Origin of the sequence: Blastomonas sp. UPD001 (genome assembly GCF_003426715.1) — a bacterium.
Taxonomy (GTDB): domain Bacteria; phylum Pseudomonadota; class Alphaproteobacteria; order Sphingomonadales; family Sphingomonadaceae; genus Blastomonas.
Genome location: NZ_QKVT01000011.1, coordinates 1 through 6947, shown reverse-complemented (window position 1 = coordinate 6947; position 6947 = coordinate 1). Strand labels below are relative to the sequence as shown.

Annotated in this window: 10 protein-coding genes; 7 read left to right on the top strand and 3 right to left on the bottom strand. The window is 61.9% G+C overall.

All coding sequences use genetic code 11. From position 1 onward, the window contains the following. Both DM995_RS17785 and DM995_RS17780 read left to right on the top strand, forming a co-directional pair. On the top strand, positions 1-2310 hold a 2310-nt coding region (locus tag DM995_RS17785), incomplete at its 5' end, for a class I SAM-dependent DNA methyltransferase (protein ID WP_198669461.1). A gap of 489 nt (positions 2311-2799) precedes the next feature. Then, positions 2800-3129: a DUF736 domain-containing protein gene (locus DM995_RS17780; RefSeq protein WP_116970570.1), complete on the top strand. Its 330-nt coding sequence runs from the start codon at positions 2800-2802 to the stop codon at positions 3127-3129. Between the two features lie 60 nt (positions 3130-3189). Here DM995_RS17780 and DM995_RS17775 read toward each other — a convergent pair whose 3' ends face one another. From DM995_RS17775 to DM995_RS17765, 3 genes are all read right to left on the bottom strand, one after another. Beyond that, positions 3190-3423 carry a helix-turn-helix domain-containing protein gene (locus DM995_RS17775; protein WP_116970569.1) on the bottom strand — a complete coding sequence of 78 codons (234 nt, stop codon included), beginning with the start codon at positions 3421-3423 and terminating at the stop codon, positions 3190-3192. Between the two features lie 74 nt (positions 3424-3497). Then, the gene (locus DM995_RS17770; protein WP_232824526.1) at positions 3498-3755 is read right to left on the bottom strand and encodes a helix-turn-helix domain-containing protein; all 258 of its coding nucleotides are present in this window, start codon (positions 3753-3755) and stop codon (positions 3498-3500) included. 263 nt (positions 3756-4018) lie between these two features. After that, positions 4019-5047 (bottom strand): IS110 family RNA-guided transposase, encoded by a 1029-nt coding sequence (locus tag DM995_RS17765; RefSeq protein WP_116970567.1) that lies wholly within the window; start codon positions 5045-5047, stop codon positions 4019-4021. Between the two features lie 191 nt (positions 5048-5238). Between DM995_RS17765 and DM995_RS17760 the strand changes: the two genes are divergently transcribed. From DM995_RS17760 to DM995_RS22815, 5 genes are all read left to right on the top strand, one after another. Then, the gene (locus DM995_RS17760; protein WP_116970566.1) at positions 5239-5508 is read left to right on the top strand and encodes a DNA -binding domain-containing protein; all 270 of its coding nucleotides are present in this window, start codon (positions 5239-5241) and stop codon (positions 5506-5508) included. 133 nt (positions 5509-5641) lie between these two features. After that, positions 5642-5863 (top strand): transcriptional regulator domain-containing protein, encoded by a 222-nt coding sequence (locus DM995_RS17755; RefSeq protein WP_116970565.1) that lies wholly within the window; start codon positions 5642-5644, stop codon positions 5861-5863. Between the two features lie 13 nt (positions 5864-5876). After that, positions 5877-6425: a DUF2285 domain-containing protein gene (locus DM995_RS17750; protein WP_232824525.1), complete on the top strand. Its 549-nt coding sequence runs from the start codon at positions 5877-5879 to the stop codon at positions 6423-6425. A 126-nt stretch (positions 6426-6551) separates the two neighbouring features. Further along, positions 6552-6818 carry a helix-turn-helix transcriptional regulator gene (locus tag DM995_RS17745; RefSeq protein WP_023838477.1) on the top strand — a complete coding sequence of 89 codons (267 nt, stop codon included), beginning with the start codon at positions 6552-6554 and terminating at the stop codon, positions 6816-6818. Further along, on the top strand, positions 6815-6947 hold a 133-nt coding region (locus DM995_RS22815; protein WP_116970572.1), incomplete at its 3' end, for a DUF2840 domain-containing protein. The genes DM995_RS17745 and DM995_RS22815, both read left to right, overlap by 4 nt.

Here is a 6947-nt window from a genome sequence, read left to right as displayed (position 1 = left end):
CCGCCATTCTCAACTAGATTGTCGCGCGGTTCTCATCCTGATTGTCGCGCAGCAGAGGGCAAGGCGGACGAGGCCAAGGCCTTTGTCGAGGCGTTCCATTCCCGGCTTGCCCAGACTAGGGTGCTCGATCCCGCCTGCGGCACCGGCAACTTCCTCTATGTCGCCATGGCGCGCATGAAGGAGCTGGAGGGCGAGGTGCTCGATCTGCTGGTCGAGCTGGGCGACGACCAGTATGTCGCCGAGCTCACCGGCCACACCATCACGCCCGAGAATTTCCTCGGCATCGAGATCAACCCGCGCGCCGCCGCAATTGCGCAGCTGGTGCTGTGGATCGGCTACCTGCAATGGCATTTCCGGGTGAACGGCGCGGATCGCACCCCGCCCGAGCCGATCCTGCGCGACGTCAAGACCATCGAGAACCGCGACGCCCTGATCGAGTGGGACGAGAAGGTTGCCGAGTTGGACGAGGCTGGAGAGCCCATCACCCGCTGGGACGGCGAGACGATGAAAGAGCACCCCGTCACCGGCAAGAAGGTGCCCGATGAAAGCGCGCGCGTCCAAGTCTACCGCTATGTGAAGCCGCGCGCGGCGAAATGGCCTAAGGCGGATTTCATCGTCGGAAACCCGCCCTTTCACGGAGCCAGGACGGTCCGAGCTACCAATCCGGTCGGCTATATCGAAGCAGTTCGGCAGGTGTACGACATCGTCCCCGAAAACGCCGACTTCGTGATGTTCTGGTGGCACAAGGCGGCAATCGCTACGGCGACCGCCTCAGCAGTTCGCTTGGGCTTCATCACCACCAAAAGCATCACCCAATCGTTTTCTCGGGCGGTCATGGCCAGTCACATGGCTGATAAACGTCGAGTTTCAATCGTTTTTGCCATCCCCAATCACCCGTGGATCGATGAAGCGGACGGTGCTGACGTAAGGGTTGCGTTCACGGTCGCTGCATCGGGCAAGCAAACTGGACGGAAACTCGAGGTCTTGATCGAACGGCCCATAGCTGACGGGGCCTTCGAAGTTGAGTTCGCCGAAACTCATGGGCTCATCAGTTCCAGCCTCAGAACGGAAGTTGACCTTCAAGAAGCAAAGCCACTTCGAGCTAACGCTGACGTCTCGTCTGTCGGCTTTCAGCTGACAGGGAAAGGCTTCGTAGTTGGCGACGAAGTAATCTCGGAACTCAGTGACGTAGAGCGGCAATCTTTTGTTTTCTCCCTGCTCGGCGCTCGGGAAATCGTTCAAACGCGCCTTCACCGGCGTGTCATCGACGTCTGTGAAGTCGTGAGCGAGGCTGACTTAAGGAGAGCCTCTCCCACGATTTATCAGCACCTTGTGAACTCCGTGAAACCAGAGCGCGACGTAAATTCTAGAAAATCCGTTCGCGAGAAGTGGTGGGTTTATGGCGAAGCAAGGAACACATTTCGGCCCGCCCTCAAAGGACTGGCGAGCCAGATCGTAACTCCCCTCACTGCCAAGCATCGGGTGTTTGTCGTCGAACCAGTGTCGACGCGTGCTGATAGCACGTGTGTGTGCATCGCATTGGACGACCGCTACATTCTCGGCATTCTCAGCAGCCGTATCCATCTCGTTTGGGCACTCGCGAATGGTGGGCGACTGGGTGTGGGCGACGACCCACGCTATTTGAAAGGCGAATGCTTCGACCCCTTCCCCTTCCCCGCTGACGTTCCCGAGCCACTCAAGGACAAGATCCGTGCCGAGGCTGAGGCGCTCGACGCTCTGCGCAAGCGGGTGCTTGAAAGCCATGAGGATATGACCCTCACCAAGCTTTACAACGTGCTCGAAGCCTTGCGGGAGGGCCGTCCGCTGACCGACGCCGAGCGCGATATGCATGATCGCGGGCTCGTCACCCTGATCCGTCAACACCACGACGCCATCGATGCGCTGGTCGCCGAAGCCTATGGCTGGCCCGCCAAACTCGCCGATGAGGAAATCCTCACGCGCCTCGTCGCCCTCAACAAGGAACGCGCCACCGAAGAAGCCCGAGGCCTGATCCGCTGGCTGCGTCCCGAATATCAGGCACCGGACTACAAGGCACCCGTCACCCAGACGCTCGACCTCGGCGAAACCGCGGCCGCGCTGCCCGACGACGTCATCCCTTGGCCGGGCTCGCTCCCCGAACAGGTCAGCGCTGTCCAATCCATCCTCACCGCCGCCGCCACGCCCCTTGCGCCGCAAGATGTCGCCCGAGCCTTCAAAGGCAAACGCGCCGCCACCGTCCGCCCGGTGCTGGACGCGCTCGCCGGCATTGGCATGGCAAGGCGGCTGAAGGACGGGCGCTACGCGGCGTGAGTTCACGCTCGAGCGTCCGCTCCCGCGCTAAATTGGTCGTTCAAAGCCTCGCGTAGGCGAAGATCGCGGATGCTGGTGGCCAGTTTAACGAATGCGTCCCGTCGCTGTCTCCCGGTCGATCTTAGAGCCCGCCGAGTGCTGCCAAGCCATCCTGTCACGCCACTGCAGATTACCAGTGTGCGTGTTTCTCGCTCCAACCTGCCCGATTACGGCCTCGTTGGGGTCTGATCTGTCCGGAACCGGCTTCGCCTCGGCCACCTAACCGCAACAGCGGGCTTCCGACTTTCTTCCCCTGACCTGCTCACCCCGCGCGGCAGGCCGCGTGGGGACCCCGAGCGGACGGTCATTCCTCGCGAGACAAGAAACTCTTCGCCCTCCGTCCTCCGCTGGCGCTGCGGCCGCAAGCGGTGCGGCGGTGTCCGTCCCGGCCTTTGGATCACCCATCGAGACCGCAATCGGGCGGTTCGATCCAAGGAAAGGAACTTCATCATGGCAACCATCGGCACCTTCAAGAAGACGGCTTCGGGCGAATACACCGGCGAAATCGTCACCCTCTCGGTTCAGGCCAAGGGCGTCCGCATCATCCCGCAGGACAACCGCACCAACGACAACGCGCCTTCGCACCGGGTTCTGGTCAACCGCGCCGAAATCGGTGCCGCCTGGAGCAAGACCTCGAACGAAGGCCGCGACTATCTCGCAGTCAAGCTCGACGATCCCAGCTTCAACGCGCCGATCTACGCCAACCTCTTCGACGACGAGGGCGGCGAAAGCTTCAGCCTCATTTGGTCGCGCCCGAACGGTCGCCGCAACGACGGCTGAGCCAGCAGACGCCCCGCCCGGACCGCCGGGCGGGGTTCTTTGCATTTTGCGCTACGGCATTCAGGCCGGATCAGAGCCGTCGTCTTCGATCTTCGCGACAAGGTCGGACGGTTCAACCCCGAGCGGCGAGGCCAGATGAAACAGGGTCACCACCGTGGGGTTGCGACGCCCGCGCTCCAGATCACTGACATATTGCTGGGTAAATCCTGACAGCTCGGCATACTGCTCTTGCGTCAGCCCCTTGTCGCGCCGCAAACGCGCGAAGTTCAGTCCCACGAGGCGGCGCATGTCCATGCACGGCACGCTGGACGATACACCTGATGAGGTTTATCTCTTCTCTCTTCGTCAATAACCAATCTTGACTTGAGTTATTTCCCGTCTTTGTCCGGTCGGCGAAGCAAGTCTGAAGCTTCCAGGCCCAGTTCGCGTGCCAGACGATCGACAACATCGATGCCAGCGGAATAAACGCAACGTTCCAACGCGCTAATGTAGGTGCGGTCGATTTCCGCACGGTGCGCGAGTTCCTCCTGCGACAGGCCAGCGACCTGGCGAGCGCGGCGCAAGTTGACGGCTAAAACCTCTCGTATCTCCATGGATACGAAAGGCACCCATTGCAGAGCATTCAACCACGGAGTATTCTCTACAAACTGGATGTAGGGAGACCGTGTCCGTGGTGCCTGCCGTCAAAACAGCATCCCGCTCGGGTTCATGCTTCTCTTCGCGGTCGACGCGAGGTCGCCGCAAGCTGGGGTCGGAGGGGCCGGCGAGACCGATCTATAAGTCGGCCTTGTCGCTTGCGTGTTGGCCAGGAGATAACTCGTCTTCGCCGTCCCACCGTCCCTCGCGGGACACCGATCCGCTCGCGCGGAACTCGTTGATTCGTCCTATCTTAGGCGGTCTGGCTCTCCCATCGGAAGTCGGTGCCGTCAGCCCACATCCGGTGCAGAACGACCGCCATCTTGCGTGCCAGCGCGACGAGCGCGCGTTTCCGGCCGCGACGCTTCGCCAGCCGCAACGCCCAAGATCGCAAGGCCGTCGGACGGGCAACACGCGTCATGAGAACCTGGGCCGCCTCGAACAGCGATGCTCTGACAAGCGAGTCGCCCGCCTTCGAGATCCGACCCGACCAGTCGACCTCGCCGGACTGGTAGCGTTTGGGTGTCAAACCGACATGCGCGCCGACGGTCCGCGATTTGGCGAACCTGTTCGGCACATCGATCACGACACGATACGTCGTCGCCACGACGGCGCCCACGCCCGGCATCGTCATCAGTCGCCGACAAACCGGATCGTCCTTGGCGACCTTAAGCAGCATCGCATGCAGCTTATCGTATTGCTCCCGCATCGCTCGCCTTGCGGCCAGAACGGGTTCGACGATCTCGGCGATAAACGGATCGAAGCTTGCCAACTCTCGGACACGACCCTCGAACGTTCTCGGGGTCACCTTGCCGAGCTTCAATCCGAAATTCTTGAGCACGCCGCGCAGATCGGCTTCGACATCGAGCAGCTTCGACTTGAGCAACTTTCTGGTCCTGAGAAGCACGTTGACCCGCTGGCTCCGCTCGGTCTTGATGTGCACCGGCTTGAACAGCCCGACGCGCATCATCTGGGCCAAGCCGCGCGCATCGTTACGATCGGTTTTGTTGAGGGTCTGTGCACGCAGGGCTTGAGCCATGTGTCGCGCTTCGACGCAAATTACGTTGAGGTTGGCTTCGGCCAGCTCGGAATACAGGTGTTGAGCCATCGGTCCCGCCTCCAAACCGATGCGCTCGATATCCGCGCCAAACGGCTTGAGCGCAGCGATCAGCGGTTCGGGTTCGCTCATGACTTTGGTCTCGCGGATGATGGCACCCGACCCATCGATCACGCAAACGCTGGTCTCCTGCAACGACACATCCAGTCCGACAAACAGGGGCATTTCGACTCTCCTCGCCAAGGGAGCCTCCCATTGAGGGAAAGCGAGGAACGAAGACCACAATCTATAAGGTGTATTGGCCCAACTTGAGCTGCGACGCTGCAAAAGGTGCGTTCAACTATGCGCGACTTGCAAGTATTTTCCGGCGGTAGTTCCGTTATTGCAGCTAACGGCAAGAGGGGGGATTCGCTGCCATGAACTGCCGTTTCGATGACCTTGCACCGGACATACCGGTGCTCACGCCTTATGACGAGGCGCACCTTACCGACTATCTCCGATTGCTCGACGCGGACGCCGACGGTGCCGACTGGCGAGAGGTAGTGGCCATCATCTTCGGCTTCGATCCAAGCCGCGAACCCGAACGCGCCGAGCGGATGCATGCCTCTCATCTGGCCCGGGCGCGGTGGATGACCGAGGTCGGCTACGCCCATCTGCTGGCGCGTGAAGACGAGCTAAAGCATTAACGTTTCAGTCCATTATGGAGAAAGCTCGGCGCATCGCGTGCATGGCAGCATGCGGCTTTGACGCTTTTCGATATGCAACGGCATTGCCACGCTCTGGTCCGCGGGCCGCGACGGTCGCGGCCGGGAGACTGTCATGCCCAGGTCGTCGAACAAGCGTACCAGTGGCAGCGAGAAGGCGGCCGACACGCTTGGTCGCGCCGAACTCGCCGCCGAATTTCTGAAGCGTAACTGCAACTTCCGCGCCGAACATGCGCAAATGGAGAATCGGATCGCGCGCGGATCGACCGCGCGCGAAGCCGCTGAAGCCGCATTCGCGCGGCGCTGGGGGTTGTCCTTTCGCCTATGCGCCGGGTGAGCTTGCCGATACAGTGATCTGGCGGCCCGAGCTGACCGCCGTCACCGTCATTCTTGACGCCGCGCCGGATGGGTTCGGCACCGCCCGAGCCGTCGATCCGCTCAAGCTGGGCGCGCTGCTGGCCGATCATGCGGGGATCGAGGGTCGGCACGTCGTGGTGGCTGACCCGGACGGCGAACATTCGCTTTGGCTGCGCGATCCGACGCCCGGTCAGCCGCTGGCGGCGATCATCCCACTCGACAAGGATTTCACGACGCGGGTGACGAGCCTGCTGCGCTTCCATCGCCGATTGTTTGGTAAGCAATCGGGGCCATCGGCACGCGGATGGCCGCTCAGTGCCTATCGGCAAGCACGCCTCGCCATGATGCTTGAGGCGCTCGATCTGCGCCTGTCAGGGGCGAGCTATCGTCAGATCGCCGCCGCTATGGGCCGTGAAGATGATGCCGAACTGCCAGCGACCGAATGGAAGACATCGGCCGGGCGGTCGTTCGCAATCCGGCTCGTCCGCGACGCCACAGCGTTGATGAATGGCGATTATCGCAAGCTGCTGCGCATCCGCTGAACTGGCTTTCGCGGCCCTCCGAAAGGGGTGGTCACATCCCCGCGATCACAAATCTTCATACTCCACCTCTCCGGGTGCGCTTCGTCATTTTCGCCTCCTGCCACCCCCGACCGCAGGAGCCCGACCTTGCCTGATACGACGCATAATCTGCCGCCCCGCTATCTCCGGACTCCCGAAGCCGCCCGCTTCCTGGGGCTATCTGGGCGGACGCTGGAGAAACACCGCTATTTCGGGACCGGGCCTGTCTATCGCCGCATCGGCGGGCGGGTGGTCTATTCGGTCGACGACCTTCAGGCTTGGGCCGATCTCGGCACCAAGCATTCGACCAGCGAGCCGGGCCAGAACGATCTCCTGCCGCGCGCCAATTCACCCTTCGCGCGGAGCCGGCAATGACCGTCGCGCCAGCACATCAGCGACATGGCGCCCCGCAGCCAGGCAACATGACCCACGTTCAACTGACGTGGATCGAGAAGCGGATCGAGCACTGGATCCGCTTCGGCCGGATCGCCAAGGACGAAATCG